The sequence below is a fragment of the Rhodococcus sp. UNC23MFCrub1.1 genome (assembly GCF_000686025.1).
GTDB lineage: Bacteria > Actinomycetota > Actinomycetes > Mycobacteriales > Mycobacteriaceae > Rhodococcoides.
Map to the genome: position 1 here is coordinate 53,738 of NZ_JMLQ01000007.1, position 25,451 is coordinate 79,188.

At 69.0% G+C, this 25,451-nt stretch carries 29 protein-coding genes and 1 tRNA gene; 12 read left to right on the forward strand and 18 right to left on the reverse strand.

Annotation, left to right across the window (positions count from 1 at the left end; translation table 11 throughout):
- Nucleotides 1-41: 41 nt before the first annotated feature.
- Entirely contained in the window at nucleotides 42-1,316 is a 1,275-nt protein-coding gene (locus tag BR07_RS0116535) for a sensor domain-containing phosphodiesterase (RefSeq protein WP_027506382.1), read from the reverse strand.
- A 213-nt stretch (nucleotides 1,317-1,529) separates the two neighbouring features.
- On the opposite strand from BR07_RS0116535, the gene BR07_RS0116540 reads away from it, so the two are divergent.
- Both BR07_RS0116540 and BR07_RS0116545 read left to right on the forward strand, forming a co-directional pair.
- Entirely contained in the window at nucleotides 1,530-2,060 is a 531-nt protein-coding gene (locus BR07_RS0116540) for a DUF6328 family protein (protein WP_027506383.1), read from the forward strand.
- A 49-nt stretch (nucleotides 2,061-2,109) separates the two neighbouring features.
- Nucleotides 2,110-2,553 carry an ATP-binding protein gene (locus tag BR07_RS0116545; RefSeq protein WP_051613502.1) on the forward strand — a complete coding sequence of 148 codons (444 nt, stop codon included), beginning with the start codon at nucleotides 2,110-2,112 and terminating at the stop codon, nucleotides 2,551-2,553.
- Nucleotides 2,554-2,556: 3 nt separating this feature from the next.
- Here BR07_RS0116545 and BR07_RS0116550 read toward each other — a convergent pair whose 3' ends face one another.
- From BR07_RS0116550 to dcd, 4 genes are all read right to left on the reverse strand, one after another.
- Nucleotides 2,557-3,501 (reverse strand): Hsp70 family protein, encoded by a 945-nt coding sequence (locus BR07_RS0116550; RefSeq protein ID WP_155957076.1) that lies wholly within the window; start codon nucleotides 3,499-3,501, stop codon nucleotides 2,557-2,559.
- A gap of 113 nt (nucleotides 3,502-3,614) precedes the next feature.
- On the reverse strand, nucleotides 3,615-4,706 hold the full coding sequence (locus tag BR07_RS26325; protein ID WP_027506386.1) for a hypothetical protein: 1,092 nt from the start codon (nucleotides 4,704-4,706) through the stop codon (nucleotides 3,615-3,617).
- Nucleotides 4,707-4,770: 64 nt separating this feature from the next.
- Nucleotides 4,771-6,324 carry an Hsp70 family protein gene (locus tag BR07_RS0116560; RefSeq protein WP_027506387.1) on the reverse strand — a complete coding sequence of 518 codons (1,554 nt, stop codon included), beginning with the start codon at nucleotides 6,322-6,324 and terminating at the stop codon, nucleotides 4,771-4,773.
- 98 nt (nucleotides 6,325-6,422) lie between these two features.
- Nucleotides 6,423-6,989: a dCTP deaminase gene (dcd, locus tag BR07_RS0116565; protein WP_027506388.1), complete on the reverse strand. Its 567-nt coding sequence runs from the start codon at nucleotides 6,987-6,989 to the stop codon at nucleotides 6,423-6,425.
- Between the two features lie 72 nt (nucleotides 6,990-7,061).
- Here dcd and BR07_RS0116570 point away from each other — a divergent pair.
- From BR07_RS0116570 to BR07_RS0116580, 3 genes are all read left to right on the forward strand, one after another.
- Nucleotides 7,062-7,135: transfer RNA gene (locus BR07_RS0116570), tRNA-Gly, on the forward strand.
- Nucleotides 7,136-7,307: 172 nt separating this feature from the next.
- Entirely contained in the window at nucleotides 7,308-8,114 is an 807-nt protein-coding gene (locus BR07_RS0116575; protein WP_027506389.1) for a transglutaminase-like domain-containing protein, read from the forward strand.
- Nucleotides 8,115-8,187: 73 nt separating this feature from the next.
- A complete protein-coding gene (locus BR07_RS0116580) occupies nucleotides 8,188-9,516 on the forward strand; it encodes a lipase family protein (RefSeq protein ID WP_027506390.1) in 1,329 nt (442 codons plus the stop codon).
- A 110-nt stretch (nucleotides 9,517-9,626) separates the two neighbouring features.
- Here the strand turns inward: BR07_RS0116580 and BR07_RS0116590 are convergent, their stop codons facing one another.
- The 6 genes from BR07_RS0116590 to BR07_RS0116615 form a co-directional block, all read right to left on the reverse strand.
- Nucleotides 9,627-9,851, reverse strand: coding sequence for a hypothetical protein (locus tag BR07_RS0116590; RefSeq protein WP_027506392.1), 225 nt, complete (start codon nucleotides 9,849-9,851; stop codon nucleotides 9,627-9,629).
- Nucleotides 9,852-9,867: 16 nt separating this feature from the next.
- Nucleotides 9,868-10,305: a hypothetical protein gene (locus tag BR07_RS0116595; protein ID WP_027506393.1), complete on the reverse strand. Its 438-nt coding sequence runs from the start codon at nucleotides 10,303-10,305 to the stop codon at nucleotides 9,868-9,870.
- A complete protein-coding gene (locus tag BR07_RS0116600; protein WP_037186286.1) occupies nucleotides 10,302-10,760 on the reverse strand; it encodes a Fur family transcriptional regulator in 459 nt (152 codons plus the stop codon). The genes BR07_RS0116595 and BR07_RS0116600 overlap by 4 nt, the downstream gene beginning before the upstream one ends.
- Before the next feature lie 46 nt (nucleotides 10,761-10,806).
- Nucleotides 10,807-10,980: a CDGSH iron-sulfur domain-containing protein gene (locus BR07_RS27650; RefSeq protein WP_231476425.1), complete on the reverse strand. Its 174-nt coding sequence runs from the start codon at nucleotides 10,978-10,980 to the stop codon at nucleotides 10,807-10,809.
- Nucleotides 10,981-11,029: 49 nt separating this feature from the next.
- The gene (locus BR07_RS0116610; RefSeq protein WP_027506395.1) at nucleotides 11,030-11,707 is read right to left on the reverse strand and encodes a methyltransferase; all 678 of its coding nucleotides are present in this window, start codon (nucleotides 11,705-11,707) and stop codon (nucleotides 11,030-11,032) included.
- A gap of 101 nt (nucleotides 11,708-11,808) precedes the next feature.
- Nucleotides 11,809-12,393, reverse strand: a complete 585-nt coding sequence (locus tag BR07_RS0116615) for a TetR/AcrR family transcriptional regulator (protein ID WP_027506396.1) — start codon at nucleotides 12,391-12,393, stop codon at nucleotides 11,809-11,811.
- Between the two features lie 227 nt (nucleotides 12,394-12,620).
- Between BR07_RS0116615 and BR07_RS0116620 the strand changes: the two genes are divergently transcribed.
- On the forward strand, nucleotides 12,621-13,535 hold the full coding sequence (locus BR07_RS0116620; RefSeq protein ID WP_197027819.1) for a DAPG hydrolase family protein: 915 nt from the start codon (nucleotides 12,621-12,623) through the stop codon (nucleotides 13,533-13,535).
- A gap of 9 nt (nucleotides 13,536-13,544) precedes the next feature.
- Here BR07_RS0116620 and BR07_RS0116625 read toward each other — a convergent pair whose 3' ends face one another.
- Nucleotides 13,545-14,249 carry a GAF and ANTAR domain-containing protein gene (locus tag BR07_RS0116625; protein ID WP_027506398.1) on the reverse strand — a complete coding sequence of 235 codons (705 nt, stop codon included), beginning with the start codon at nucleotides 14,247-14,249 and terminating at the stop codon, nucleotides 13,545-13,547.
- 95 nt (nucleotides 14,250-14,344) lie between these two features.
- On the opposite strand from BR07_RS0116625, the gene BR07_RS25130 reads away from it, so the two are divergent.
- Genes BR07_RS25130 through BR07_RS0116640 form a run of 3 tightly spaced genes read left to right on the forward strand, consistent with a single transcriptional unit; the run spans nucleotide 14,345 to nucleotide 17,583 of the window.
- Nucleotides 14,345-15,406 carry an NAD(P)H-binding protein gene (locus BR07_RS25130; RefSeq protein WP_051613504.1) on the forward strand — a complete coding sequence of 354 codons (1,062 nt, stop codon included), beginning with the start codon at nucleotides 14,345-14,347 and terminating at the stop codon, nucleotides 15,404-15,406.
- 45 nt (nucleotides 15,407-15,451) lie between these two features.
- Entirely contained in the window at nucleotides 15,452-16,366 is a 915-nt protein-coding gene (locus tag BR07_RS0116635; protein ID WP_027506399.1) for an SDR family oxidoreductase, read from the forward strand.
- Between the two features lie 35 nt (nucleotides 16,367-16,401).
- The gene (locus BR07_RS0116640) at nucleotides 16,402-17,583 is read left to right on the forward strand and encodes a zinc-dependent alcohol dehydrogenase (RefSeq protein WP_027506400.1); all 1,182 of its coding nucleotides are present in this window, start codon (nucleotides 16,402-16,404) and stop codon (nucleotides 17,581-17,583) included.
- An 8-nt stretch (nucleotides 17,584-17,591) separates the two neighbouring features.
- On the opposite strand, the gene BR07_RS0116645 is transcribed toward BR07_RS0116640, so the two are convergent.
- Nucleotides 17,592-17,954, reverse strand: coding sequence for an STAS domain-containing protein (locus BR07_RS0116645; RefSeq protein WP_056443708.1), 363 nt, complete (start codon nucleotides 17,952-17,954; stop codon nucleotides 17,592-17,594).
- Nucleotides 17,955-18,161: 207 nt separating this feature from the next.
- On the opposite strand from BR07_RS0116645, the gene BR07_RS25135 reads away from it, so the two are divergent.
- The gene (locus tag BR07_RS25135) at nucleotides 18,162-20,096 is read left to right on the forward strand and encodes an acetoacetate--CoA ligase (RefSeq protein ID WP_037186292.1); all 1,935 of its coding nucleotides are present in this window, start codon (nucleotides 18,162-18,164) and stop codon (nucleotides 20,094-20,096) included.
- A gap of 9 nt (nucleotides 20,097-20,105) precedes the next feature.
- Here BR07_RS25135 and BR07_RS0116655 read toward each other — a convergent pair whose 3' ends face one another.
- The gene (locus tag BR07_RS0116655) at nucleotides 20,106-20,963 is read right to left on the reverse strand and encodes an NmrA family NAD(P)-binding protein (protein ID WP_197027820.1); all 858 of its coding nucleotides are present in this window, start codon (nucleotides 20,961-20,963) and stop codon (nucleotides 20,106-20,108) included.
- A gap of 144 nt (nucleotides 20,964-21,107) precedes the next feature.
- Between BR07_RS0116655 and BR07_RS0116660 the strand changes: the two genes are divergently transcribed.
- The gene (locus BR07_RS0116660) at nucleotides 21,108-21,506 is read left to right on the forward strand and encodes a winged helix-turn-helix transcriptional regulator (RefSeq protein WP_197027821.1); all 399 of its coding nucleotides are present in this window, start codon (nucleotides 21,108-21,110) and stop codon (nucleotides 21,504-21,506) included.
- On the opposite strand, the gene BR07_RS0116665 is transcribed toward BR07_RS0116660, so the two are convergent.
- The gene (locus BR07_RS0116665) at nucleotides 21,503-21,736 is read right to left on the reverse strand and encodes a DUF3072 domain-containing protein (RefSeq protein ID WP_027506404.1); all 234 of its coding nucleotides are present in this window, start codon (nucleotides 21,734-21,736) and stop codon (nucleotides 21,503-21,505) included. The genes BR07_RS0116660 and BR07_RS0116665 overlap by 4 nt on opposite strands.
- A gap of 167 nt (nucleotides 21,737-21,903) precedes the next feature.
- Between BR07_RS0116665 and BR07_RS27040 the strand changes: the two genes are divergently transcribed.
- Nucleotides 21,904-22,065 carry a hypothetical protein gene (locus BR07_RS27040; protein ID WP_155957078.1) on the forward strand — a complete coding sequence of 54 codons (162 nt, stop codon included), beginning with the start codon at nucleotides 21,904-21,906 and terminating at the stop codon, nucleotides 22,063-22,065.
- Nucleotides 22,066-22,097: 32 nt separating this feature from the next.
- Here BR07_RS27040 and yczR read toward each other — a convergent pair whose 3' ends face one another.
- The 3 genes from yczR to BR07_RS0116685 form a co-directional block, all read right to left on the reverse strand.
- Nucleotides 22,098-23,561 (reverse strand): MocR-like transcription factor YczR, encoded by a 1,464-nt coding sequence (gene yczR / locus BR07_RS0116675; RefSeq protein ID WP_027506405.1) that lies wholly within the window; start codon nucleotides 23,559-23,561, stop codon nucleotides 22,098-22,100.
- Between the two features lie 44 nt (nucleotides 23,562-23,605).
- Nucleotides 23,606-23,968: an LGFP repeat-containing protein gene (locus BR07_RS25140; RefSeq protein ID WP_051613506.1), complete on the reverse strand. Its 363-nt coding sequence runs from the start codon at nucleotides 23,966-23,968 to the stop codon at nucleotides 23,606-23,608.
- Nucleotides 23,969-24,095: 127 nt separating this feature from the next.
- Nucleotides 24,096-25,385 carry an adenylosuccinate synthase gene (locus BR07_RS0116685; RefSeq protein ID WP_027506406.1) on the reverse strand — a complete coding sequence of 430 codons (1,290 nt, stop codon included), beginning with the start codon at nucleotides 25,383-25,385 and terminating at the stop codon, nucleotides 24,096-24,098.
- Nucleotides 25,386-25,451 lie beyond the last annotated feature (66 nt).

A 25,451-nucleotide genomic window follows, 5' to 3' on the forward strand; every position in this document is an offset into this window, starting at 1 on the left:
CCGAAGGACGCGACGATGGGGGGTACCCACGAGCGCGCCCCTTAATCGAGCAGAGAGCGAACATCGCGCGCGGGCACCGCACGAGAGTAGAGAAATCCTTGGACGCGAGTGCACCCAGTATGGCGGGCGGCCGCGACCTGGTGGTCGCTTTCGATTCCCTCGACGACCAGGGCACGGCCGGTGTCGACCGCGAATCCGGCCAGTGCGCGGACCAACGAGTCGCCCGCGGCTGTACCGAGCGTGCGCGCGATGCCCGCGTCGATCTTGAATCCGTCGACGGGGAAGTCGACGAGGCGTTCGAGCGACGAGAAGCCGATGCCGATGTCGTCGAGCAGCACCCGGAACCCGACGGCCTGCAGGGCGCTGACGAACTCGTGTGCCCGTGCCGGTCGAGCATGCGACACGGTCTCGGTCAGTTCGAAGACCACGCGCGCCGCCGGTACCGCGGACGCGGCGACGATCTCGATCAGGTGGTGCACCGCGTCGGGGGCCGCGAGATGCCGCGCGGACAGGTTGACGTGCAGGTCCATCTCGGGAGCGTCGACCATCCACCGCTCGAAGTCGACGAGCGCGCGGACGAGGACCGCGTGGTCGACGTCGATCTCGAGGTCGCTGCCCTCGATGGTGGGCAGGAAGTCCGCGGGACTCACCATCGACGGCGCAGTGGTGCCGTCGCCCGGACGCGTCCAGCGGGCGAGAGCCTCGACCGCGGTGACGGCGCCGGACGACACGTCCACGATCGGCTGATACCAGGGGGTGATCTCGCCCCGCTCGATCGCGGCCGCGACAGCGCGGACGCACCCGGCGGTCTTCGCACGGCCGTGACCACGCAGCGCCTCGAGATGGGTTTCGACCACCCGACCGAACTCGGTGAGAGTGGTGACCGTGTACTCGTTCGCGGGGTGCGGCTCGGCGTCCAGCACGCAGAGGGTGCCGATGATCAGCCCTTCGCGTCCACGGAGCGGTACCCCGACGTAGGACCCGAGTGACAGGGCGTGCAGAGCCTGCGCGGTGGCCGCGCGGACCGGATCGTTCGAGAACCGGTCGAGGCCGGAATCCGAGACCGCGACGGGCCCCGCGGACGCGACGACGTGCTGACAGGCGGTGACGGAGCGCGGCAGTGTGTGCGGGAACGGTCCCCCGTGCTGAGCACGGGTGTACTGCACGTCTTCGTCGAGGATGTTGAGCTGCGCGGCGGAGAACCCCAGCGTGGTCGCCGCGAGAGCTGTGAGGGTCTGCAGCGTGGAGTCCGTGGCCGTGAAGTCGACATAGTGCCGCGCCGACTCACTCTGGCGCCGGAGTGCGCTCCTCTGCATGACGTGTCCGTTCTACGAGGCCACCGTCGGATGGTTCCGACGTGGCGTGTCCCGACACCGTGACCCCCCGGATCGTCAGTGATTCGTACCTGTTCCAGCCCCGTATCGGTCACGGGCGGGAAAAGGTTTCGTCCATTCCACAGCCGAGTCATCGTACAAGCCGTCAAACAGGCACGACGCCGGGTATCGGAGGTTCCGCCGTAGTATCACCGAATGACAGCGGACGGGCCCCTGGCCGGGTCGGACTGGAACGCACGCGAGCGGAACGAGACCGAGACCGAGCGCCTCGATCGCAACTGGTCGAACCTTCTGCAGGAGCTGCGCGTGGTGCAGACCGGTATCCAGTTGCTCACCGGCTTCCTGCTCACCCTCCCGTTCCAGGCCCGGTTCCCGGAACTCGAGACGTACGAGCAGGCCGTGTACCTCGTGACGCTCGGAGCATCGGTCACCGCCACCATCCTGCTCGTCGCGCCGGTGGCTCTGCACAGGATCCTGTTCCGTCGCCGGGCACTGCGTCAGCTCGTCGACCACGCGAACCGGTTCGCTCTCGCCGGCTTCGTCCTGCTGGGCATCGCGATGTCCGGCGTACCGCTGCTCATCTTCGACCTGGTGGTGGGTCCCACCGCGGGCATCATCGCGTGCGCAGTGGCGGCCACCCTGTTCGTCTCGGTCTGCCTCGTACTGCCCGTGTCGCTGCGCCGCCGGCTGGGTCCGGTGAACGATCGGTCCGATTCGACCGAGTGACCTCGACCATGGATGTGCAAAATCTGCGCGCAGTGGGTACAGGGCTTCCATGATCACCGACGTCGCCGACGACATGCCGGTCACCGACCGTGGTGACGCGACCCGCGATCTGATCCTGCAGGACATCCCCGCCGAGCCTCGGGCGCTGACCGGTGTGCGTACGACGGTGCTCGCGTGGCTGCGCGACCGCGGCCTCGACGAGGACCTGTGCCAGGACATCACCCTGGCCACGTACGAGGCACTGGCCAACAGCGTCGAGCACGCCTACGAGCGCTCCGCGGACACCGTGGTGCGCACCGTCGGACTCGAGGTGCGTACTCCGCGGGCCGGCGAGGTGACCATCGACGTGACCGATCGGGGATCCTGGGTCGACAACGGCAACGATCCGCGCCGAGGTCGAGGGCTTCCCCTCATCCATGCGCTCGCGCACGAAGCGTCGGTGGATTCGTCGGAGGACGGCACGACCGTCCGGATGCGGTGGAACGCGGCCTGACGGTCAGACCAGTGCGTGCCGCGACTGCGTCGTCACCACGGCCACCGGTTCCGACCGCGTCGGTACCACCGGCAGCGGCGCGCTGAACGGAGACTCCGACCGTCGTGCGGCGAGAAGGGCAGCCCCCGTCGCGGCGATGGACTGCGGATCCTGCGGCATCACCAGAGCGGAACCCCACTCGCGCGCGAACACTCCGCGCAGCAGAGGGAGGTTCGCCGGTCCGCCGGCCAGCACCACGGCGTCGACACGATGCGCACCCCGGCGCACCACATCGCTCACCCAGTCGGCAGCCTCGGTGACGTAGTCCAGCATCAGCCGGTCCACCGTCGTCCGCCAGACGTTCACGGTGCCCCCGACGAACGGTCCGCCGACGCGCACGACGCGGTGCAGGGCGATCATCTCCATCGCCCACTCGACGCCCTCGGTCAGTAGCTGAGAGTCGTTCGGCGACAGCGGTTCCGCTGTGCCGTAGGCAGCCAGGAGGTGCTCGCGGACACTGTCCGCGAAGGCGCTGCCCCGGTAGCGGTCGGTCCACGTCGCATCCTTGACGAAGCCCGTGGCCACGTCGACGACGGACACCGACGTACCGCTCTTCCCCATGTCGACGACGGCGATGGTGGATCCGGACTCGACCAGGCCGCGCATTCTCAGATACATCAGCTGGGCGCCGAGTTCCGAAGCGAGACGGACACATCCGCCGGTGTGCACGGACAGGGAGATGGTTCCCACGCGTGACCGGGGCTCGTCCGGAACCACCAGCACGGCGGTCTCACGATCGGCGCCGTGGCGCGCACAGACCGAATCCACCACGTCGACAGCGGCTTCCAGTCGATCGCGACCGCGTGCCACCGTGACGGACTCGGTACCGAGCAACGCACGGCCCATGGGATCCATCACCGCGGCTCGTATCGCCGACGCTCCGAGGGAAATTCCTACCACTGCTCGCATGACCCGCCCCGTTCCTGGTGTTCCGCGACGAAGCCTAGGCGCTCGAACAGGGAAAAGGTCGGTTCTCAGTGGCTATTGGCAAAGTTTGGTTGGTTTCACTAGGAACCGGGGCGTCACTCGACCGACGCGGTACCGGACTCGTCCGGCGTCGGGTCGGGCTCGGACGGCTCGGTAGGCGGCTCGGAATCCGTCGGCGGCTCGGACGACGAGCCTCCCGTCGATCCGGGTGTCTCGCCGCCGCCGGAACCACCGCCCGTACCAGTGCCGGGATCGGTACCCCCCGTGCCGGTTCCGCCGCCGCTGGTCGATCCGCCACCGGCGGAGCCTCCGCTGGTCGAACCTCCACTCGTCGAACCACCGCTCGTGGAACCACTCGTCGTCGATCCACCGCTCGTCGATCCGCCGCTCGTCGATCCGCCGCTGGACGGCGCCGCCGACGAGGTTCCCGGTCGCGTGGTCGCGGCACCGGGTGCGGCGGGCACCGAAACGGCTCCGCTCTGCTGCGTGACATTGGGGCGGATGCCGGTGAGGGCGTCCGCGACCGTGGTGCCGCCGGGCACGGGTGCCGGCACGGCCGTGGGGCTCGATCCGGCGGGCGCTGCGGGATTGGGGGCGATACCGGTGCCCGCCTCGGCCGAGTCGGTGGCCGACGTGGACAGGGGTTCCGCGACACCGGCGGCCTCGGGAGCCCGCGGTCCCGTCACGGCCCAGACCGCGAACGATCCGGCCAGGACGGCGGCAGCGACTCCCGCACCCACGACGGCGAACCCTCGGCGCGTCTCGCGTGAGGACGCGTCGACCGGCTCGGGCAGCACCACCGGGATCGGACCGGTGATCGCGTCGCCCGCGTCGTGGTCGGCCCACAGCGCGACGGCGACCGCCGGTTCGAGGGACGGATCGACGTCCACCGCGTCGACGACGACCACGTCGCGAACGTGACCGTCGCGCAGCGCGGACTCGACGGGCTCACGCAGATGCGGCGACTCGAGGACGACGGCGGCACCGGTGAGCAGCAGGTCGGCGCGGGCAGCCCGGAGCCGCATGACACCGATGGACGTCGCGACCGCCGCGGCCACCTCGGCCGGGGACCCGGTCTGCATCGGGATGGTGCGCTCGTCGACCGGACCGAGCCGAGGCAGCTCGACGTCGACGAGAGCCGCCGTCACCTCGTCGCTCGTCGCCGAGATTCCCAGCACGATGTGCATGTCGTCGTCGTCCGCCTGTTCGTTCTCGATGATGCGTGGTCTCGTACGGTCCCGCCCGGCAACGTCAGGGCGTCGTGGTGGCCTGCGCGCTGGTTGCCGTGGGCGTGGTCGTCCGAGTCGTCGTGGGCGTCGGCGACGGAGCCGCAGATGTCGTCGTCGTGCTGGTGTTCGAGTTCGGCCGCCGTGTCGTGGTGAGCTCCGGCGTCTCCTCCGGCTCGTCCTGTACCGCGGTGGAGGGTGCCGGGGCGAGCGTCGGGCGCTGGGAGATCGAGGTCGACGGGGTGACGCTCGACGGTGCTGCGACGGGCGTCTCCGTGGACGGCGCCGGCGCGGCGGTGGCGCTCGACGACGCCGCCGAGGGCGAGGCCGGCGCCGCGTCGACGCGCGGGGCAGTGCTGGGCACGGTGGTGGCGGTGGGCGTGGCGTCGACGGACGACGTGACGACGACGCGATCCGTCGCCTGCACGGCCTCGGTCTCCGACCGTCCCGACGCACCGGCGGCTGCGCCGAGGGTGACCGCGGCGACGAGCGCCGTGGTTCCCACCACGACACCGGCACGGGACCGACGTCGCCGCGTGGAGCGGGCGCGTCGAGGCGCACCGGTGACGACGCGCGGCGTGGGCAGCGGTGGTCGAGCGGTCTCCGGCTCCGGTGCCACCTCGGGTTCCGGGGTGGGAACCGGCTCCGCCGCTGGGGTGTGAGCCGGCTCCGCCACCGTGGTGAAGGCGGCCGTGACCTCGTCGTCCGCCGGCGGTGCGGTGACGACGGGCAGCGGCATGGCGTCCACGGCGGGGGGCACGACGGTGGAGAGATGTGCGGCGCCCATGGCCGCGAAGAACTGCGGCCAGCGCGGCGTGATGACGGGGACCGCGACGCGGGCGGCGATGTCGCGGCGCACCGACGGGATGTGCGCGCCGCCGCCGACCAGGAGCACTGCGTCGGCTCCCCGGGCCACGGCGTCGTCCACGAGGTCGAGGAGCATCGCGGTGGGCTGGGCGATGAGAATTTCGAAGTCTGTGCGGCGCAGGCGAACCGAGTCGGTGACGAACGGCCCCGACAGGTCGACCGCACGCTCGTCGGACAACATCTCCTTGGCCGCGAGACTGTCTCGGGCCAGGGTGCGCACGGCCGCGGGGCTCATCTTCTCGGCAGCACCGAAGGTGGTGGACAGGTGATCGGCGACCGCGGCGTCGATCGCGTCACCGGACAGTTCCGTGATGCCCACGCTCGAGTACAGGTCACCGGTCTGCGTGTCCAGGACGTGCACGCGCGTGCCGACCCGACCGAGGTCGACGACCGCGAGCGTGCGAGCCGCGTCGACGCAGCCCTCCATCCGTGCGGCGGCCAGCAGCGCGTCGCACTCGGCGACGAGTCGGACTCCGCCGGGACCGTAGGTGCTCTCGGGGTCTCCCCCCACTGCGATCACCGGCGCGTCCGGACTCACGCACAGATCCGCGGCCATCTCGAACGCTGCCGCAGCGGCCGCGGACAGAGGATGGTCGGATCCGGTGGCGAGCGAGCGCACCTCGACGACCCGGCCCTCCGGGTCCATCACGACTCCGCGCACGCACCCGGTGCTCATGGAGACACCGAACGTTTCCGTCTCGGTTCGCATCATGGATCACCACCATCGGCTGTCGGAGTTTCAGACAGACCGATAGTAGAGCGTCAAACCGGGCATAGCAACGTATACGACGGCTGAAACCGACCGTAGGTCTACTGGAGAAAGTTCAAATAAGCCTTCGACGGGGTCGGACCGCGCTGTCCCTGATACTTCGATCCCAGCGCTGAGCTGCCATAAGGATTGATCGCCGGACTGGAGAGACGGAACAAGCACAGCTGCCCGATCTTCATGCCCGGCCACAAGGTGATGGGCAGATTGGCGACATTCGAGAGCTCCAGCGTGATGTGTCCGCTGAAGCCCGGATCGATGAAACCCGCCGTCGAGTGTGTGAGAAGTCCCAGCCGGCCCAGACTCGACTTGCCCTCGAGTCGCCCCGCGAGATCGTTCGGCAGCGTCGTCAGCTCGAGCGTCGACCCGAGCACGAACTCGCCCGGATGCAGAACGAACGGCTCCCCCTCGGCGGGCTCCACCAACGTGGTCAGCTCGTCCTGCTGCAGCTTCGGATCGATGTGGGTGTAGCGCGAGTTGTCGAACACCCGGAACAGCCCGTCCAGGCGCACGTCCACACTCGACGGCTGCACCATCGCCTCGTCGAACGGTTCGATGCCGAGCGTTCCGGCGTCCACCTCGGCCTTGATGTCGCGATCGGAGAGCAGCACGCACAGAGACTATCGACCGAGCCCGCCGAGGCCACCCGGGCGCCCTGCTAATCTTCAGGGGCAGCTCCACCGGCCGATGTAGTTCAATGGCAGAACATCAGCTTCCCAAGCTGAATACGCGGGTTCGATTCCCGTCATCGGCTCCACGTCTCCCCTCGCCGCCGGGCGATGGTGGAATCCGGACCCCGGAATCCGGGGCCTACATTCCACAGTTCACACTCGCGGTCGTCCCACTGTGTCCAGCGACACGCGTCGTTCCTGGTCAGGCTGGGTACATCTCCGCGCACACCCCCTCTCCCCCCGGAAACGAGCACCTCCATGACCGAACGCGTCGTCTCCGCACGCCTCGATGTCGACATCACGGCCGCCAGCACCCTGGAGTTCCAGATCGCCGTGGCCCCGCATCCCGGCGCGCAGGTCGCCGAGACCCTCTCGTTCGTCCTGGACGGGAAGACGGTCGAGGCCCGCGAGGTCAGCGGAGCCCACGGCAACCGGATCCACGTCCTCGAGGCACCGGTGGGCAACCTGCAGGTCTACTACGACGCGACCGTCACCGGGAACGCGGAGCCGTCCCCCGTCACGGATCTCGATCGCTCGGTCTACCTCCGTCCGAGCCGGTACGCGGAGGCCGACAAGTTCTTCGGCTTCGCCGCCACGGAGTTCGGCAGCGAGTCGGACGACGCGGTGCTGTTGTCGGAGGTGTCCGACTGGGTCGGCCGTCGACTGCACTACGTCCCGGGGAGCAGCGATCCCATCGACGGTGCGGCGGACACGCTGCTCGCCGGTGCCGGCGTGTGCCGTGACTACGCGCACCTGGTCGTCGCGATGCTGCGCGCGCTGAACGTTCCGGCTCGTCTGGTCGCCGTCTACGCACCCGGATGCGACCCGATGGACTTTCACGCCGTCGCGGAGGCCCTGGTGAACGACACCTGGCACGTCGTCGACGCGACGTGTCTCGCACCTCGATCGACGCTGGTCCGGATCGCGACCGGACGCGATGCGGCCGACACCGCGTTCCTCGACAACCACAAGGGTTCGATCACGCTGAACAGCTCCACGGTCACGGCCGTGGCGACCGACGGCCTGCCGAAGGACGACATCCACGAGCTGGTCTCGCTCACCTGATCCGGCGCATGCGTCGGTCGCCTCCTGCGTCGTCGGGTTACTGTGACTCGACGAATCAGGAAGCGAGACGCACATGAGCATCGAACGAGATGCAGCGTTCACGGGTGGGCGAGGGACGGCGGCGGACCGGAGCAACGACTCCGACGATGCCGTCGAGCGGCTGACGACGACGCCGAACAAGGACCCGTTCTACCGCTCCCCCGCCGGGTTCGAGAAGGCCGAGCTGGGGACCGTGCTGCGGTCGCGCCGTGTCGAGATCGCCCTGTTCGGCACCATCCGCCAGCGCGTGTCGGCATGGCAGCTGCTCTACCGGTCGTCCGACATGCACGGCGAACCGCACACGGGTGTCACCACGGTCCTGCTGCCGGCCGGCGCGGTCCCGGGTCGGAGCAGGCCGCTGCTGTCCTACCAGTGCGCCATCGACGCCGTCTCGGACCGCTGCTTCCCGTCGTACGCGCTGCGGGACGGAGCACACGCCCACGGCGCCGTGCCCCAGTTCGAGCTGCTCATCATCCTGTACGCGCTCCGCCGCGGGTGGGCGCTGTCCCTGCCGGATCACGAGGGCATGGACGGCCGCTGGGGTGCACCGATCGAACCCGGATACTGCACTCTCGACGGCATCCGCGCCGCCCTGTCCTTCGCACCTCTGGAGCTCGACGACTCGGCGCCCGTCGCACTGTGGGGGTACTCGGGCGGCGGCCTGGCCACGTCGTGGGCCGCCGAGGCCGCCGACGAGTACGCGCCGGAGCTGAACGTCGTCGGTGCTGCGCTGGGCTCGCCCGTCGGTGATCCGGCATCGGCGTTCTCCCGCCTCAACGGCACGATCTTCGCCGCGTTGCCCACCATGGTGGTCGAGGGGCTGCGCCGCACCTACCCCGATCTGGACCGGACGATCCGCGATCACGTCGCGCAGCCCGGCATGACCATTCTGTCCTCGCTCGAGCGCAAGACCACGGTGCACGCCGTTCTGACGCTGCTGATGCACGACCTCGAGCGCTACACCGACATCCCGCTCGCCGACGTCATGGCGACCCCCGAGCTGGTGCAGATCTTCCAGGACATCCAGCCGGGCAAGTCCGCACCGAGTTTCCCGCTCCTCATCATGCAGGCGGTGCACGACCCCATCATCGCCGTCGACGACGTGGACGGGCAGGTGGAGCGGTACCGCACCGCCGGCGCCCACGTGACGTACGTGCGCGACCGGCTCAGCGAGCACCTGTCGCTGCATCCCATCGCCGCACCCGCCACGCTGAACTGGCTCGCCGATCGCATCGCCGACCGCCCGGTGCCCCCGAACACCACCGAGACCGTGTGGTCCTCGGCCCTGTCGGTGTCAGGTGTCCGAGGGCTGCTCGGGCTCACCGTCTCGACCGGTCGCGCTCTGCTCGGCCGGGTCCGCTAGGCGGTCGTCGCCGGAGTCGCGGCGCGTCGGCTCGATCCCGAAGTCGGGTGGCCCCGACGCCTCCGCGAAACCGGACGGCTCCGAGTGCTTCTCGTCGGACGTCGACATGATCACGCCCCGAGCTTGTCGATCATGTCGTTCAGCGCGGTGGCCGCCGTCTCGAGTCGCTCGGGTGACCTGTCGTCTCCCAGTTGCTCGACGAGTGCCGCCTTGGTGGTCACCAGAACGGCACCCGAATCGTCGTCGGTCATCGTCAGTTCGCCGTCCCGCATCACCAGCAGCGTTCCGTCGGGTGCGTCGAGCACGCCGCGCACCGTGTCGCTCGTCATCGTCATCGTGTCGATCCTCCGGTCAGGGTGTTGCCTCGTGACCGCGCTTGCCGTGCGTGCGCCGGTCCTCCTTCATCTCCGCCTCGAAGACGTGACGGCGGCCGTCCATCAGGTCGTCGCGGATCCGGCGTTCGTGCTCGCGCGCGGTGGTCCAGTACCCGTCGTCGAAGTCCTCGACCATCTGGAACGTCCACCGACCCTCGATGACGTTGCGGCCGATCACCTCTCGCTCCAGTGCGTCCGCTGCGTCACCGTGCCCGGCGTCGCGGAGCTCGTCCGCGGCAGAGCCGAACTGGAGATCGGCGTGGCCCATGAGCTGGTGGAACGTGTACAGGTGGCCGCGGGCGCGTTCCACCCACTCGAGGGCCTCCGAGACCGAACCGACGGCGGACACCGTGGCATCGTCGGACCCGTCCGGACGGTGGTGGTCCGTCAGCATCTTCTCGCGATCATCGCTCATACGTGCTGGTTACCCGTCCGGCAGTCACGGCACACACCCCAGAAGAAGACGTCGACGCCGTCGATGTCGAAGTCGTCGTCCTCCGGCTCGGGAGCACGTCGACGCACATCGGAGGTGAGGGCCGTGTCGAACACTCGGCGGCACTGCCGGCACATCAGATGGTGGTGGTCGTCGCCGTCGACCCGAAGTTCGTACAGCGCGGGCGAATTGGCGGGCTCGATCCGGCGCAGGAGATCCACCGACACGAGTGCGTCGAGGTTGCCGTAGACGGTCTGCCGCGACATCCCCTGGCTCTTCAGCGTGCGGGCCACGTAGCCGGCGTCGACGTGTGGGTGCCGCGCCACGACGTTCAGCACGCGAAGGCGCGGACGGGTCACGCGCAGCCCGCGCTCACGCAGTATCCGACGCCACTGCTCTTCCGACGAGACGTCCGGAGACTGTTCCTTCGTGTCCACGACGCCGGAGTGCCCCCGCAGGGCGCCGTGAAACGTCCGGGCCGTGTCAGTCGTCGCGACCCCGGTCCTCGGTGGTGGCCGCGCGGATCTTGCGGCGATGGCTGGTGTCGCAGAAGGGGTAGTTCTTGCTGCGTCGACACGCGCAGAGCGCCACCATGAAGCGGTCGGACCGCACGCGGGTGCCGTCCTCCATCTCCACGTCGACGGGCCCCTCCACCATCACCGGCCCGCCCGGAACAACACGGACGAGCCGTGCTGCGGGAGCAGCGTCAGGCGCGTCGGGCACGGACGACCACCAGTTCCTCGGAGCGCCGACCCGGCTGCAGGGCGCCCGTGGCCTCGAGCCACTCGGCGCGTGCATGCATGACGGGACCGAACGCGATGCGACGGCGAGCCACCACGTCGACCGTGGTGCCGGACCGCATCAGACGCTCGATCGTGCGGTCCACACCGGCGAACTCGGACTGCACGATCAGCATGGTGCCGCCCGGAGTGAGGAGATCGAAGGCATTGTCGCACAACGGGTCCAAGACGATGCGACCGTCGGCGCCGGCGTCCCACGCACGGTGCACACCGCGCCCCTCCGGCGCGGTCGGCGACGGTACGTACGGCGGATTGGAGACCACGAGGTCGAACGGCGCCTCGGCGAGGGCGTCGATGAGCGTGCCCTGTCGCGCATCGACCTCGACACCGATGCGCTCGGCGTTGTCCAGGGCGCACGCGACGGCGCGAGCATCCAGGTCGTAGGCGAGCACCTCACGTGCACCGAGACACGCAGCCTGGAGTGCGAGCACTCCGGTACCCGTACACAGATCGAGGGCACGCGCACCCAGGGGCGACGCCGCCACCGGCATGACCTCGCAGAGCAGTCTCGAATCGTCCTGGGGGGCGTACACACCGGGGTGTGCACGCACCATGCTGATCGTGTCGCGATGAATCGTCGTCACACGAGAACCTTCCGTCGGCGCAGATGCGCTGGCAGCATCTGCCGCCTTTCTTCAGGAATGGCATTCCCGAACGGACGCGATTCAAACGCGGGACCGGCGCGTCACCACCTCCGGGCGATGATGGAGACGATGCGCGGAATCTCCTCGTCGGCAAGCGGTTCGACCCCGATGACCACCTGGCGGGTGAGCAGACCGTCCACGGACATGGCGAACAGTTCCGCCGACGCCACGGTCGCGGGGTAGCCCGCCTCGCTCATCTTGGACGACACCAGGCCGACGAACGCGGCCAACTGGGCGTCGAACGCCGCCTTGAGTTCGGGCCGCACCAGACCCTCGCCGAGAAGGTGGTGCCGTGCGACGACGCGGCCGCGATGCTCCTCGCTGCACATGTCGCGAACGAACCCGACGACGGCGTCGACCACGGCGTCGTGATGCCAGGTGTCGAGTGCGAAGTGCCGACCGGCGACCTCGAGATCTCTCCGGAACACCTCGTCGAGCGCCAGCGAGAGCAGGGTGGCTCGATCGGGCGCGTGATAGTTGACGGCGCCGGCACCGAGACCGGTTGCCTGATCGACCGCACGATGTGTGAACCCACGGGGACCGCGTTCGGCGAGCACCTGCACCGCGGCGGCAGAGATCAGTGAGCGCCGACTTCTGGGCTTCTCCACCGTCTCACCATCACTCATTGGTGAGATGTTACGGCCCTGACGTGCCGGTACCACCATCACCGGTCACGGTCGGCTCACGATGATCGCGCCGGCGGAACGGGCTGATCGAGCCCGCTCCACCGTCCCCCGACTGCCGCGTCACGATCATGACAGGCGTTGAGGGTACACCCGTCTCGGCACGTCCGCTCGTGCTTGACACCGGGGTCGCCGGCGTCTTTTCTGTACAGATGTTGAGGAATCGGTCCATGAGTCGTCGCGGGATGTTGGGAGCGGCCGCCGTCGCCGCGGGAGCGGTCACGGTGGGGATCGCCCCGCGCGTCCGCGCAGCGCCGACACTCCCCTCGGCGGCCTGCGCCGTTCGCTATCCCGGCTACCGCGGCGCCGACTTCGCGCTCCCGTACGCCCGCTACATGCAGGCCCGGACCGCCCCCGCGCCGCAGATCGTGACCGACGCCTTCGCCGGCCCGGCGCTACCGCCGGGAGCGGTACCTCGGTTCGAGGACATCACGCGCGATCTCGGCCCGACCGGGACGTCCGCCGTGGAGACCGGGTACGGCCAGGGCGCCGACGGGGTGGTCTTCGTGGCAGTGCGCACCGTCATGCCGAGAGTCACTGCGGCCATGTGGGACTGGTGGTTCGGGTGGCACTCCAGCGAGGCCGCGCGCTACAAGCTGTGGCATCCCGACGCGCACCAGTTCGCCGCCCTGGACACCGACCTCACCACCGCCGACCTCACGGACCGGCAGAAGTACATCGGCAACACCACCTACGTCGACGAGTACGTGGGGCCGAAACTGCAGCAGCTCGGGATCAACTTCCGAGACCCGGTGGCGCACGGGTTCACCGTGCCGTCGGATCAGACCATCGTCTTCGGCCGCGTCGGGAGCAGCATCGCCCCCGTGGACCTGGGGTGGCTCGCCCACCAGGTCCGCCCGATCGAGGGCGGCGCCGAGATGCGCAGCCGGTTCCACCTGAACCTCCGCGGCCTGCACGTACCGAACGTGACGCAGGCCGCGTGTGCGGTGGCCCGTGGTGCGTCGGTCGATCCGACCGATCTGCAGCTGAGCCTCGACCTCGGTCGTGATCTGCTGATGCACTGCGGGCAGGAGATGAACCACCTCGCGGCGTTCCTCCCCGAACTGCACGCCGAGTTCTCGTGACCCGGCACCTCAGCGAGCCGACTCGGACCCCTTCTCCACCAGTTGGACCGACAACCGGCCGATCGGGGTGTTGGAGTCCTGGGACAGCCTGGTCAGCAGGGTGAAGGCCTGCTGGGCGTCGACGCCGACACGCTCCATGATCATGCCCTTGGCCTGCCCGATGACGTCCCGGGACGCCAGGGCCGAATGCAGTTGATCCTCGACCCGACCCGCTGTCAGAGCGATCGCGGCATGGGTGGCGAGCGCCTCCCCGACCATGATCGCGTCGTCGGTGAAGGCTCGGGGCTCGAACGCGAACAGGTTCAGGGCACCGAAGGTGTCGCGGTGGGTGAAGAGCTGAAAGGAGAGCGAGCACCGCACGCCCTCCGCCAGGGCGATCGGCGCATACTTCGGCCACCGGGTGTCGGTGGTCAGATCATCGGCCCGCACCACCGCGGTGGTGGTCGCCGCGTCCAGGCACGGGCCTTCCCCGAACTCGATCTGAGCCGCGTCGAGCCGCGGCGGAAGAGACGACGTGGGCCCGTGCGAGGTGAACGACGACCTGCCCGAGATCGCCACCACGTCGGCGGCGTCCGTTCCGGGAATCAGATCGAGGGCCGCCTCGGTGACCCTGCGCAACGTGTCGTCGAGATCGGTGTGCGCCGTCAGGTCGCGAGCGAACGCCGCCAGCGCCGACGCGATGTCCGACGGCTCCCGTTCTCGGGACGCGTTCATCCGACCTCCTCGAGCAGCAGCGGGCATGACACTCGGCACAGATTGACCGCGACCGGGGACGGGTAAACCAGGACCACTCACTCGAAAGGCATGTCTTGCGCATCCTGGTCACCGGGTCCACCGGCTACATCGGCTCACGTCTCGTTCCCATCCTGCTGAGCGACGGTCACGACGTGCTCGCCGCCATGCGCGACGACAGCAAGGCGTCCTCCTTCAGCTGGGAGGACGACGTGACGCCGGTCCACTTCGACATCACCGACGAGAAGTCAATCGATGCCGCGCTCGAGGGTGCGGACGCGGTCGTCTACCTCGTTCACTCGATGGACGACGGCGACTTCGTGACCAAGGATCGAGAGGCCGCGCAGGCCGTCGCGCGCGCCGCGGAGAAGCACGGCGTGGGCCGCATCGTCTACCTGTCCGGCCACGTGCCCGACGACGACGAGGACCTCTCCGACCACATCACGTCCCGCCTGCAGGTCGAGGAGGTCTTCCTCAACTCGTCCGTCCCGGCGACGGTGTTCCGGGCGGCCATCATCCTCGGGTCCGGCTCCACCTCGTTCGAGCTCGTACGCAGGATGGTCGAACGGCTCCCGGTCACCCCCGTGCCGAGCTGGATGGTGAAGAAGGTGCAGCCGATCGCGACGACCGACGTCCTGCACATCATCGCCGCCGCTCTCGGTGACGAGCCCATTCCGGGGTCGTACGACATCGGCGGGACCGAGGTGCTCACGTACCCCGAGTTGCTCACCCGCTACGCGACCATCGCCGAACTGTCGCGGCCCCAGTTCCGCGTGCCGCTGGTTCCCACACCGATCGTCGGGCGAGCCGTCGCCGCCATCACACAGATGCCGCCCGGCACCGTGATCTCGTTGGTGGACAGCCTGCATCACGACATGATCGTCCGTCGCGGCAACGCGGCCACGGACACGTTCGCGCACGCCGTCGACTCTCTCGTGGGTATCGACGAGTCCATCAGGCGGTCGCTGACGGTCAGCTCGCACGACGGCACCGACGCCGAGGGCACCACCGACCCGCAGTCCGCGGCGGACACCGACCCCTCGTGGGCCGGCGGCGTCGTGTCGATCGGCCGAGACGGACGGGTGCGTCACGACGTGTCCGGACGATTCTCGCGAGCGCTGTTGCACCCGCGTTCCTGAGGCGGGACCAGGATTCCCGGTCGGGAACGCGGGTACCCGACCGGCATGACTTCTCCGAACGGCTCGATCGACCAGTACTCCAAGAGAGACCCGCGTACCGCCTACGCGACGCCGGATCGCGAGGGGCAGCAACCGATCTCGCATCCCGGGCTGACCGAGGACATGCGGACCACCCCCGACCACGGGGAGTCCACCTACCGCGGATCAGGGCGGCTCACCGGCCGGAAGGCACTGATCACCGGAGCGGACAGCGGCATCGGCCGCGCCGTCGCCCTGGCGTTCGCGCGCGAGGGCGCCGACGTCGTGCTGTCGTACCTCGAGTCCGAGGAGCCCGATGCGCGCGAGACGGTGCGGCTCGTCGAGGAGGCCGGCCGCCGGGCCGTCAGCGTCCCCGGTGACATCCGCGACGAGGCGCACTGCGACGCCCTGATCGACACCGCGGTGCGCGAACTGGGCGGTCTCGACATTCTCGTGAACAACGCGGCGTTCCAGATGGCCCAGAGCGGCGGTATCGCCGACATCACCACCGAGCAGTTCGACCGCGTACTGAAGACCAACCTGTACGCGTTGTTCTGGCTGTCCAAGAAGGCTGTGGCCGTGATGGATCCGGGCTCGACCATCGTCAACACCTCCTCCGTCCAGGGCGTGAGCGCCTCACCCGAGCTGCTCGACTACGCCACCACCAAGGCCGGCATCATCAATTTCTCCAAGGGGCTCGCGAGCGATGTCGCCCAGCAGGGCATCCGCGTGAACGTCGTGGCACCCGGACCCATCTGGACACCGCTGATCCCGGCCACGATGCCGTCGGACAGTGTCGACGGTTTCGGCGACCAGGTGCCGCTCGGACGTCCGGGACAGCCCGCGGAACTCGCACCCGCGTACGTGTTCCTCGCCTCGGGCGAGTCCAGCTACATCACCGGGCAGGTCATCGGCGTGACCGGCGGTTCCCCGATCACCTGAGCATTCCCGCATCCGCACGACACGAAAGGCACATCATGAGAGCAGTGACCTGGCACGGCAAGCGCGACGTCCGCGTCGACAACGTCCCGGATCCGACGATCCAGGATCCGACGGACGCCATCATCGAGGTGACGTCCACCAACATCTGCGGCTCCGATCTGCACCTCTACGAGGTGCTCGGGCCGTTCATGAACGTCGGTGACATCCTCGGCCACGAACCGATGGGCATCGTGCGCGAGGTCGGCAGCGCCGTGTCGACGCTGGCGGTGGGCGACCGCATCGTCGTCCCGTTCCAGATCTCGTGCGGCTCGTGCTTCATGTGCGATCAGTCGCTGTACACCCAGTGCGAGACCACCCAGGTACGCGAGACCGGTATGGGCGCAGCACTGTTCGGCTACTCCGAGCTCTACGGATCGGTGCCGGGCGGCCAGGCGCAGTACCTGAGGGTGCCGCACGCCGACTTCACCCACATCAAGGTCCCGGAGGGCCCGAGCGACGAGCGATTCGTCTACCTGTCCGACGTACTGCCCACCGCGTGGCAGGCCGTGCAGTACGCGGGGGTGCCCGAGGGTGGCTCGCTGACCGTGCTGGGCCTCGGTCCGATCGGCGACATGGCGGCACGCATCGGTACCCATCTCGGATACCGCGTCATCGGCGTCGACCGCGTACCCGAGCGGCTCGAGCGTGCTCGCGCTCGCGGCATCGAGACGGTGGATCTCCGGGCCCACGGCGGGCAGGTCGGAGACGTCGTCCGCGAACTGACCGACGGCCGCGGTACCGACTCGGTCGTCGACGCGGTCGGAATGGAGGCCCACGGCTCACCGGTGGCGAAGGCCGCGCAGCAGGTGGCGGGTCTGCTCCCGGACGCCCTCGCGAAACCGTTCATGGAGAAGGCCGGAGTGGACCGCCTCGACGCGGTCTACTCGGCGGTCGACATCGTCCGCCGGGGCGGCACGATCTCACTGTCCGGCGTGTACGGCGGCGCGGCGGATCCGATGCCGATGATGACCATGTTCGACAAGCAGATCCAACTGCGCATGGGTCAGGCGAACGTCAAGAGGTGGGTCGACGACATCATGCCGTTGCTGACGGACGACGATCCGTTGGGCGTGGACGATTTCGCGACCCACACCCTGCCGTTGACGCAGGCGCCGCACGCCTACGAGATCTTCCAGAAGAAGCAGGACGGAGCCGTGAAGATCATCCTGCGTCCGTGACGAGCGGGTCAGCTCGCGAGCGGCTCCGGTTCCACCGAAGCCACGACCGGCACGAGACGGGTGAGGCCGAGGACACCGAGAGTGCGCCGCACCCGAGGTGACGGCGAGATCACGACGTCGATCGCGGTCGGGGCGTCCGACAGGACGTCCTCGATCGCGGTCACGCCGGCCGAGCTGAAGAACCGGACGTCGGTGAGGTCGACCGTGACGGGGCCGTCCGAGACGGCCGCTCGGAGGCAGCGGGTCAGGTCGCGCGCGGTGACGAGGTCGACGTCGCCACGGACGGCGACGATGCGGCGGCCGTCGTGGCCTGCGTGGACGACGACGTCGAACGGGCTGGAGGAGTGGTGGGAAGGAGCAACCGTGGTCATCATGTTCCTTCTGCGGCGCTGCTCGGACGCGGTGTCTCGCACCGGTACCGAGGGTGTAGCGAAGGGCCCTGGGCTGGACCGCCTTGCAGACAACTCTGATCGATCGACATCGCGGTTCGGCGAACCGGAACATCACGATCAGGTCACGGCGGGTAACGGAATGATCACGGCGCCGGGCTCGCCGAGCGGGTTCATCAGACTGTCCTCATGAACCCCCGCCCTCTCGCCCGGTTCTCGGACTCGGTCGTCACGTTCACGGGACGCTCGTCTACCGACTACGGCGCACTGCATCGCTGGTCGGTCGACGAGCCGGAACAGTTCTGGGCCGGCGTCAGCACCTTCTTCGACGTGCCGCTCACCGGTCACGAGTCCGTCCTGTCCCCCTCGGAGGACCCCCGCGTGTTCAGCGGGCGGCAGTGGTTCCGGGGTGCCCGCGTGAACTACGTGGATCGCGTACTGGCGTGGTGCGACCGGTCACCCGAGTCCGTGGCGATCATCGACGACGCCGAACCGGGCGGGCTCGGCACCCGCACATCGTCGTACGCGGAACTGGCCGAGCAGATCTCCTCGATCGCCGCCGCGCTGCACCGCCTCGGCGTGCGGAGCGGCGACCGGGTGGCCGGTTACGTCCCGAACACGACCGAGGCCGCCGTCGCGTTCCTCGCTACCGCCGCACTCGGCGCCGTCTGGACCTCGTGCGGGCAGGACTACTCCGCGGCCGCAGCGGTGGACCGGCTCGGACAGCTCGAACCGACGGTGCTGGTGACCGCCGACGGCTACCGCTTCGCCGGTGTGGACCGCGACCGCCGGGACCAGGTGGCGGTACTGCAGGCCTCGATTCCCTCCCTGCGCGCGGTGATCGCCTTCTCCCGACTCGGCACCGACGTACCCGGAGCCGTCCGATGGGACGATCTGCTCGACGAGGGGCGCGGTGGCCCACGGGTGATCCCCGAGCCTGTCCCGTTCGACCACCCACTGTGGGTGCTGTTCTCCTCCGGCACCACCGGGCGCCCCAAGGGCATCGTTCACGGACACGGCGGTGTGCTGCTCGAGCACCTCAAATCTGCTGCGCTGCAGTCGGACATGACCGAGGACGACGTGTTCCTCTGGTACACCTCACCCAGCTGGATGATGTGGAACTACCTGCTGGCCGGGCTGCTCGTGGGCTCGACCGTCGTCTGCTACGACGGCAGCCCCGGCCATCCGGACGCCGGCGCACTGTGGGAGCTCGCGGCGCGGCACCGCGTGACGGTGCTCGGCACCAGTCCCGGGTACCTCCTGCACTGCGAGAGCGTCGGGGTCGAACCGGCTCGGGCACAGGACCTCTCGGCACTGCGCATTCTCGGGGTCACCGGGTCGGTCCTCCCCGCCGCGGCGCACGGCTGGGTGGCGGAGCACGTGGGGCGGTCGGTGCACCTCGCGCCGGTGTCGGGCGGCACGGACGTCGTCAGCGGATTCGTGGGAGCGCCCACCGGGGTGCCCGTGGTCCCCGGCGAGATTCCTGCCGTGAATCTCGGTGTCGCTCTGGAGGCGTGGAGCGACGACGGGACCCCGCTGGTGGACGAACCGGGTGAGATGGTGATCGTCGCGCCGATGCCGTCCATGCCCGTCGGGTTCTGGAAGGACCCGAGCGGTGACCGCTACGCCGACGCGTACTTCTCCACGTTCCCCGGCGTCTGGCGGCACGGCGACTCGATCACCGTGACCAGCAGGGGCAGCGTGGTGATCCACGGACGATCGGACGCCACGCTCAACCGCAACGGTGTGCGCATGGGCAGCGCCGACATCTACGGCGTGGTCGAGCGTCTGCCCGGCATCGCAGAGAGTCTCGTCGTGGGTCTCGAACGCCCGGACGGCAGCTACTGGATGCCGCTGTTCGTCGTCACGTCCGACGACGTGGAGCTCGATGACGATCTGCGCGAACGCATCTCGGCGGCGCTGCGGAGGGAGGCCTCGCCGCGTCACGTCCCGGACGACATCATCGAGATCCGCGCCGTGCCGCACACGCGGACCGGGAAGAAGCTCGAGATCCCGGTCAAGAAGATCCTGTCGGGTGCGGACCCGTCGACGGTGGCCGATCCGGAGTCGGTCGACGACCCCGACGCGCTGCGCTGGTTCGCGGCGCTGGCGCCGGGGTCCTGACCGGTCGGCTCAGCTCAGCGTGGCGCGCAGCGCGTCGACGGCCGAGACCGGCTCACGCTCGAGCAGTCGAGTCAGATCGCCCGACTCGGTGTCGAGGTCGCCGCGGGCGATGCCCGCGTCGGCGCTCGCCAGCATCTGCGCGACGGGCGCGGGCAGTCCCGCACCCTCGAGCGCGCCGATGTGCTCGTCGGTGCTCAGATCCTGGTACTCCACCGGCGCGCCGATGATCTCGGAGATCGCACCCGCCAGACCCTCGTACGTCAGACGCTCGCCGCCCAGCTCGTACACGGCGCCCGCCTGGTCGTCGGCGATCAGCACCGCGGCCGCGGCCGCCGCGTAGTCGGCCCGAGCAGCGCCGGCCACGACACCCGACCCGCCGCTCCCGATGATGGCGCCGGTGTGTTGTGCCTGGCCGATCGACGCCGCGTAGTTCTCCCAGTACCACCCGTTGCGCAGCAGCACGGACGGCACGGAGGACGACGCGAGGCGCTCCTCGGTGGCGACGTGCTCGGGCGCGAGACTGATGCCGCTCGTCGGCGCCTTCAGCACACTGGTGTACGCGATGAGCGAGACACCGGCCGCCTCGGCAGCCTCGATGACGTTGGTGTGCTGCGGGATTCGCTTACCGGGCTCGGAACCCGACACGAGCAGGAGCTTGTCCACCCCGTCGAGAGCGGCGCGCAACGCAGCGGGATCCGCGTAGTCGGCGACGCGGACGACGACACCGCGCGCCGCCAGGTCGGCGGCCTTGGCCTCGTCGCGCACCACGGCCACGATGTCGCCCGCGGCGACCCCGTGATCGAGGAGCGATCGAATCACTGCGCTGCCGAGTTGTCCGGTCGCGCCGGTCACCGCTGTCGTGGTCATGAGCATGTCTCCCTGGAGAGTGAGCGTCGTCCGGCGCACCACGAGGGTGTGCCGCTTCGACCGATCCGGCCGTAGGCACCACTATGCACTTACTATTCGTGCAGTGCAACATTCCTCGTAATCACTTACGGACCAGCTGGTAGGATGGCACTCGTGCCCGACACCGACCCGACACTCGAAGCCGACGTGTTCTCTCGCCACTGCTCGTCCCGCGACACGATGCAGGACATCACCAGTCGCTGGGGCCTGCTGGCGCTCGCCGCGCTGCACGAGGGGCCGTACCGGTTCGGGGCTCTGCGGCGGCGCGTGGACGGGGTCAGCGAGAGGATGCTGTCGCAGACACTGCAGCGGCTGGAGCGTGACGGGCTGATCACCCGCACCGTGCTCGAACAGATTCCGCCGAAGGTGGAGTACGCACTCACCGACCTCGGGCGCGAGACGGCCACCCGGCTCGTCGGACTCATCGAGTTCGTCGAGTCGACTCTTCCGACCGTGACGGCCGCGCGCGCCGAGTACGACGCGCGCGGCACGGACGGGGTCTAGCTGGTTCCGCGGCCCGTCTCGGACTGCAGCTTGTCGATCATCTCGGACGCCTGCGCCTTGGTCAGGTCCGACGGCACCTCTTCGCCGGCCTCGCGGGCCAGCGTCTCGAGGTAGCTCAACTGGGGGCCGGTGGGCGGCTCGTCACCGGTGACCCAGTCGGACGGATCCTTCTCCGCGCTCTGGTCGACGTCCGCATTGCCTGTCTTGGTGGTGTCATTCGCATCGCTCATACGTTCGACTGTACCCACGAGTACCTCCGCGCAAACCGACTCGAATCGGCGAGCAGGCAGCCGCCGAGCGCGCCGATCGAGATTCATTCCGGTTTACTCCGTAAGAAACCGATCCGAGTCTCGCGTTTCACAGAATGTTTTCAGTTCGAGGTGCTACAAACGGAATCGTGATAGTCGTCGTGGTCGTCGGAGTGGTGTGGCTGCTGGTCGCCGCGGGTGCCGCAGTGCTGCTCGGACGCGCCGCATCGCGCGCGGACCACGAGGAACTCGGCTCCGAGCTCCAGTGGGACATGGCCGAACTCGATCACGAGGTCTTCGGCTCCCGCTGACTGGCCGACCATTCTCAGTCGGTCGCCCCACTTCACAGCACGACGGCGGAATAATCCCCGTCGGTCGGTTTCAGGGATTGGTACGCGAACGCAATTCGGTCGATCGCAGCCTCCAATCGATCGGCACCCTCCGTGTACGGCAGGCGCACGTGGCGCTCGAACGCCCCCTCCACCCCGAACCGCGGCCCCGCCGCCAGCGCCACCCCGTGCGCAGGCGCGATCGCGGCGAGAGCCGTGGACGCCGCGGCAGGCATCTGAACCCACAACGACAGGCCGCCCGGCGCCGGGTCGTACGACCAGTCCGGCAGGTGCCGCGCCAGAGCCGCCGTCAGCGCATCCCGGTTACCACGGAGTTCCGCGCGGCGGGGAACCAAGATCTCCTCGTGCCGCTCGATCAGTGCCGCGCACGCGAGCTGATCCATGATCGGCGTGCCGATGTCGACGGCGGCCCGCGATGTCGCCAAGCGAGAGATCAGCGACGGCGACGCCCTGATCCAGCCGACCCGCAGACCACCCCAGTACGCCTTCGACGCGGACCCCACGGTGACGACGGTGCCGGGATGCCCCACCGCCGCGACCGGAGCGGGCGGCGCCTCGTCCAGCCACAGGTCGGCCATCGACTCGTCCACCACCAGCGTGGTGCCGGTCCGGCGAGCGTTCGACGCCAGTTCCGCGCGGCCGGCGACATCGAGCAGAGCACCCGTCGGATTGTGGAAGTCGGGCAGCACGTACGCCATTCGCGCCCCCGTCTGCACCGTCGCGTCACGAATCGCGTCGAGGTCCCACCGCCGCGACGAGCGCTCCGATCCAGGGGTCGAGTACTCCCGCGGCCTCAACGGAACGGGCACCGCGCGCGCCGCAGTTCGTCGAATCGCCTCCAGCGCATTGGGATACGTCGGGTGATCGACCACAACCCGGTCACCTGGCGACACCAGCACCTCGAGCAGCAGCCGCCAGGCCTGCTGCGCGCCGGACGTCACCATGATCTGGTCCGGCGACGTGGGCAGCCCCCGCTCGTCGTACCGGCGAGCCAGGGCCTGCCGCAGTGTCGCGAGACCGACCGGCTCGATACCGTGACCCGTATAGTAGGCCGGAAGTGCCTCCAGCGCAGCGGTGTACGCCTGTGTCACCTCGTCGGACGGGGCGGTGACGGCGGCATGGGTCAGATCGATCACCGACGCCGCCGCGCGGGCCGGCCGCCCCGCCAGGGTGGTCCGCGGCAGTGCGACCGTGCTGCGGGAACCCTGCCTGCTCAACAGGTACCCCTCGTCACGCAGTGCCGCGTACGTGTTGGTGACGGTGGTGCGGGACAGCGACAGGGCTCCCGCCAGATCGCGCTCACTGGGCAGGGCGACGCCCAGGGGGATGCGGCCGTCGTGCACCAGGAGCCGGATCCCGTCGGCGAGTGCCCGGTAGACCGGCCGGTGCCGCCCCGACGGCCGCCAGTGCCCGAGGTCCCGCGAGAGAGTCGACGCACCGATCACGCGAGTCACCATGAGGTCCAGTATCCACCTCGGTGGACACCGGGGTGCAGTCCAGTTCAGGCGGTGCGGACGGATCCCATGAGGAATGCCCCGGTACCCGGGAGCCATCCGACGGTGCCGTTCTCGAACACGTTGTAGCGGCCGTGGCCCGTCGGAGTGCGCTTCTCGTCGGTGAGCGGGTAGCCGAGCGATCCACTCGGGCCGCCGTGCGCGAGGTACCAGGCGAGGATGTCGCCGTGCACCTCGTGCGCGCCGCCCTCGGGGAGCGCGAAGACCATGGCGTGCTGGAACTCGAGCATGCCGCCGCCGCGCGGCCCCAGCATCAGCTCGCCGACACGGTCACCGATCCACGAGTGCTCGAAGCTGAAACGCTCGAACTGGCACTGGAAGACCTCGAGCCCGACGTAGGTGCTGTCCATAGCGGTCCTCCACTGACCTGCTCTCGCCGAGAGGGGGATCCGTTTTGTTCCACCTCATAGCGAACCTGAGCCACAGTATGAGCCATCCTGGCGTTATCGTCACGCCATTTGTGATATCTCGACCGTGTCAGGACAGGATGTCGCGCCGCACGATGGTCTGGTCACGGCCCGGACCGACGCCGATGTACGACATGTACGACCCCGAGAGCTCCTCGAGACGCAGCACGTACCTCTGGGCGTTGACGGGCAACTCCTCGAAGGTCCGCGCCCCCGAGATGTCCTCCCACCACCCTGGCATCTCCTCGTAGATCGGCTTCGCGTGATGGAACCCGGTCTGCGTCATCGGCATGTCGTCGTGACGCACGCCGTCAACGTCGTACGCGACGCAGATCGGGATGGTGTCGAGCGAGGACAGTACGTCGAGCTTGGTGAGGAAGTAGTCGGTGATGCCGTTGACGCGCGTGGCGTACCGCGCGATGACGGCGTCGAACCAGCCGGTGCGCCGGGCGCGGCCGGTGGTGACACCCACCTCGCCGCCCTGCTTGGCCAGGTACTCGCCCGACTCGTCGAACAGCTCCGTCGGGAACGGACCCGAGCCGACGCGCGTGGTGTACGCCTTCAGGATGCCGAGGACGGTGGTGATCCGACCCGGGCCGACGCCCGAGCCCACGGCCGCGCCGCCCGCCGTCGGGTTGGACGACGTGACGAACGGATAGGTGCCGTGATCGACGTCGAGGAGCGTGCCCTGCGAACCCTCGAGCAGCACCGTCTCGCCGCGCTCGAGCGCCTGGTTCAACGCGAGCCGGGTGTCGGCGATGCGGTGCTTGAAGCCCTCGGCCTGGCCGAGCACCTCCTCCACCACCTTCTCCGACTCGAGGGCGCGCCGGTTGTAGATCTTGGCGAGCACCTGGTTCTTGAATTCCAGTGCGGCCTCGACCTTCTGGGTCAGGATCTTCTCGTCCAGGACATCCGCCGCGCGCACTCCGACGCGGGCGATCTTGTCCTGGTAGCACGGGCCGATGCCGCGTCCGGTGGTGCCGATCTTGCGGGCACCGAGGAAACGTTCGGTGACCTTGTCGATGGCCACGTGGTACGGCATGATCAGGTGCGCATCGGCGCTGAGCAGCAGTTTCGACGTGTCCACGTCGCGCTTCTCGAGGCCGTCGAGTTCGGTGAGCAGCACACCTGGATCCACGACGACGCCGTTGCCGATCACGTTGTTCACACCGGGCGAGAGGATGCCCGACGGGATGAGGTGAAGCGCGAACTTGTCGCCGTTCGGCAGCACCACGGTGTGGCCGGCGTTGTTGCCACCCTGGTAGCGCACCACCCACTGCAGTCGCTCGCCGAACAGATCCGTGGCCTTGCCCTTGCCCTCGTCGCCCCACTGGGCGCCGATGAGGACGATTGCCGGCATGTGTTGCTCCATCACTCGGGTGGACAGCCGGACCATCCCGGGCTGTGGCACGTGTCGGAACGCACT

What these genes read in the sequence shown, in the direction of transcription:
- BR07_RS0116535 (WP_027506382.1), bottom strand. Translation starts at nt 1,316, where the DNA reads ATGCAGAGGAGCGCACTCCGGCGCCAGAGTGAGTCGGCGCGGCACTAT.
- BR07_RS0116540 (WP_027506383.1), top strand. Translation starts at nt 1,530, where the DNA reads ATGACAGCGGACGGGCCCCTGGCCGGGTCGGACTGGAACGCACGCGAG.
- BR07_RS0116545 (WP_051613502.1), top strand. Translation starts at nt 2,110, where the DNA reads ATGATCACCGACGTCGCCGACGACATGCCGGTCACCGACCGTGGTGAC.
- BR07_RS0116550 (WP_155957076.1), bottom strand. Translation starts at nt 3,501, where the DNA reads ATGCGAGCAGTGGTAGGAATTTCCCTCGGAGCGTCGGCGATACGAGCC.
- BR07_RS26325 (WP_027506386.1), bottom strand. Translation starts at nt 4,706, where the DNA reads ATGCACATCGTGCTGGGAATCTCGGCGACGAGCGACGAGGTGACGGCG.
- BR07_RS0116560 (WP_027506387.1), bottom strand. Translation starts at nt 6,324, where the DNA reads ATGATGCGAACCGAGACGGAAACGTTCGGTGTCTCCATGAGCACCGGG.
- BR07_RS0116575 (WP_027506389.1), top strand. Translation starts at nt 7,308, where the DNA reads ATGACCGAACGCGTCGTCTCCGCACGCCTCGATGTCGACATCACGGCC.
- BR07_RS0116580 (WP_027506390.1), top strand. Translation starts at nt 8,188, where the DNA reads ATGAGCATCGAACGAGATGCAGCGTTCACGGGTGGGCGAGGGACGGCG.
- BR07_RS0116590 (WP_027506392.1), bottom strand. Translation starts at nt 9,851, where the DNA reads ATGACGATGACGAGCGACACGGTGCGCGGCGTGCTCGACGCACCCGAC.
- BR07_RS0116595 (WP_027506393.1), bottom strand. Translation starts at nt 10,305, where the DNA reads ATGAGCGATGATCGCGAGAAGATGCTGACGGACCACCACCGTCCGGAC.
- BR07_RS27650 (WP_231476425.1), bottom strand. Translation starts at nt 10,980, where the DNA reads ATGGTGGAGGGGCCCGTCGACGTGGAGATGGAGGACGGCACCCGCGTG.
- BR07_RS0116615 (WP_027506396.1), bottom strand. Translation starts at nt 12,393, where the DNA reads ATGAGTGATGGTGAGACGGTGGAGAAGCCCAGAAGTCGGCGCTCACTG.
- BR07_RS0116620 (WP_197027819.1), top strand. Translation starts at nt 12,621, where the DNA reads ATGAGTCGTCGCGGGATGTTGGGAGCGGCCGCCGTCGCCGCGGGAGCG.
- BR07_RS0116625 (WP_027506398.1), bottom strand. Translation starts at nt 14,249, where the DNA reads ATGAACGCGTCCCGAGAACGGGAGCCGTCGGACATCGCGTCGGCGCTG.
- BR07_RS0116635 (WP_027506399.1), top strand. Translation starts at nt 15,452, where the DNA reads ATGACTTCTCCGAACGGCTCGATCGACCAGTACTCCAAGAGAGACCCG.
- BR07_RS0116640 (WP_027506400.1), top strand. Translation starts at nt 16,402, where the DNA reads ATGAGAGCAGTGACCTGGCACGGCAAGCGCGACGTCCGCGTCGACAAC.
- BR07_RS0116645 (WP_056443708.1), bottom strand. Translation starts at nt 17,954, where the DNA reads ATGACCACGGTTGCTCCTTCCCACCACTCCTCCAGCCCGTTCGACGTC.
- BR07_RS25135 (WP_037186292.1), top strand. Translation starts at nt 18,162, where the DNA reads ATGAACCCCCGCCCTCTCGCCCGGTTCTCGGACTCGGTCGTCACGTTC.
- BR07_RS0116655 (WP_197027820.1), bottom strand. Translation starts at nt 20,963, where the DNA reads ATGACCACGACAGCGGTGACCGGCGCGACCGGACAACTCGGCAGCGCA.
- BR07_RS0116660 (WP_197027821.1), top strand. Translation starts at nt 21,108, where the DNA reads ATGGCACTCGTGCCCGACACCGACCCGACACTCGAAGCCGACGTGTTC.
- BR07_RS0116665 (WP_027506404.1), bottom strand. Translation starts at nt 21,736, where the DNA reads ATGAGCGATGCGAATGACACCACCAAGACAGGCAATGCGGACGTCGAC.
- yczR (WP_027506405.1), bottom strand. Translation starts at nt 23,561, where the DNA reads ATGGTGACTCGCGTGATCGGTGCGTCGACTCTCTCGCGGGACCTCGGG.
- BR07_RS25140 (WP_051613506.1), bottom strand. Translation starts at nt 23,968, where the DNA reads ATGGACAGCACCTACGTCGGGCTCGAGGTCTTCCAGTGCCAGTTCGAG.
- BR07_RS0116685 (WP_027506406.1), bottom strand. Translation starts at nt 25,385, where the DNA reads ATGCCGGCAATCGTCCTCATCGGCGCCCAGTGGGGCGACGAGGGCAAG.